2 tRNA genes and 1 rRNA gene are annotated in these 1278 nt (G+C 45.9%); all 3 read left to right on the top strand.

Annotation, left to right across the window (positions count from 1 at the left end):
• Window positions 1-221: 221 nt before the first annotated feature.
• Window positions 222-295, top strand: a tRNA-Ile gene (locus H8527_RS09630).
• A 30-nt stretch (window positions 296-325) separates the two neighbouring features.
• Window positions 326-399 (top strand) — tRNA-Ala (locus H8527_RS09625).
• 236 nt (window positions 400-635) lie between these two features.
• Window positions 636-1278 (top strand): 23S ribosomal RNA (locus H8527_RS09620); the annotation flags it as partial.

Raw genomic sequence — 1278 nt, 5'->3', positions numbered from 1 at the left:
GAAAGGTGGCGTGAAATTTAAGCAGCTCGACCGTAGCGCAAGCGTAGGCCAAGGCTTAAAAAGAACACCTCCTTTCTGGATGCGACGAACCTATTTTGGTAGATATAAGGTACAACAATTTGATTGTATCTGCGTACTTCTCGCAGACTGTTATGAAATATAAGAGAAAGATGAAGCCGAGCACTCCTGTTCGAGGGTCGCAAGGTTTGATTATTTCTGCCAGTCCTATAGCTCAGTTGGTTAGAGCGCCACACTGATAATGTGGAGGTCGGCAGTTCAAATCTGCCTGGGACTACAAAGGTATTAGATACCTGTCACCTGATTTGGGGGATTAGCTCAGCTGGCTAGAGCACCTGCTTTGCAAGCAGGGGGTCAACGGTTCGAATCCGTTATTCTCCACTCTTACTGCTCAGACGAAAAGTTAGAGCAATTGATCTTTGACATATTGAACACACAACAAAGTTGATGAGTTGTGCGGAAGAAAGATAGAATGAAGCGAGTATGCATTGCTTGTTTAACATTCTACCGATCAATTCCAACAACTCGCAAAATCATCTAAGTAACTTATAAAAGGTAACACAAAGTACAGCTTTAAGTATATTCGCCATGGTTGTTTTTTTAGACAACTGATCGGCAATGAAGTAAATAAGGGCGTACGGTGGATGCCTAGGCTCTTACAGGCGATGAAGGACGTGATAAGCTGCGATAAGCTTCGGGTAGGTGCAAATGACCTTTGATCCGAAGATTTCCGAATGAGACAACTCGGCAGGTTGAAGGCCTGTCATCCCGCAAATGCGGGAGGCTAACGCGGGGAACTGAAACATCTTAGTACCCGTAGGAAAAGAAAATAATAATGATTCCCTCAGTAGTGGCGAGCGAACGGGGAAGAGCCCAAACCAATGATGTTTCGGCATGATTGGGGTTGTAGGACTGCGTTGTTGCAAGAAGTCAAGATAGAGGAACGTTTTGGAAAGAACGACCATAGAGAGTGACAGTCTCGTACTCGAAATTTTGATGAAGCATAGCAGAATCCTGAGTAGGGCGGGACACGTGAAATCCTGTCTGAATCCGGCGGGCCCATCCGCCAAGGCTAAATACTCGTAAGAGACCGATAGCGTACCAGTACCGTGAGGGAAAGGTGAAAAGCACCTCTTTAAGAGGAGTGAAAGAGTTCCTGAAACCGTACGCCTACAAGCGGTCGGAGCATCGTAAGGTGTGACGGCGTGCCTTTTGCATAATGAACCTACGAGTTACCGTCATTGGCAAGGTTAAGAGTAA

Origin of the sequence: Alloprevotella sp. Lung230, assembly GCF_014385435.1 — a bacterium.
Taxonomy (GTDB): Bacteria; Bacteroidota; Bacteroidia; order Bacteroidales; family Bacteroidaceae; genus Alloprevotella.
This window is presented reverse-complemented; position numbering and strand designations above follow the sequence as displayed.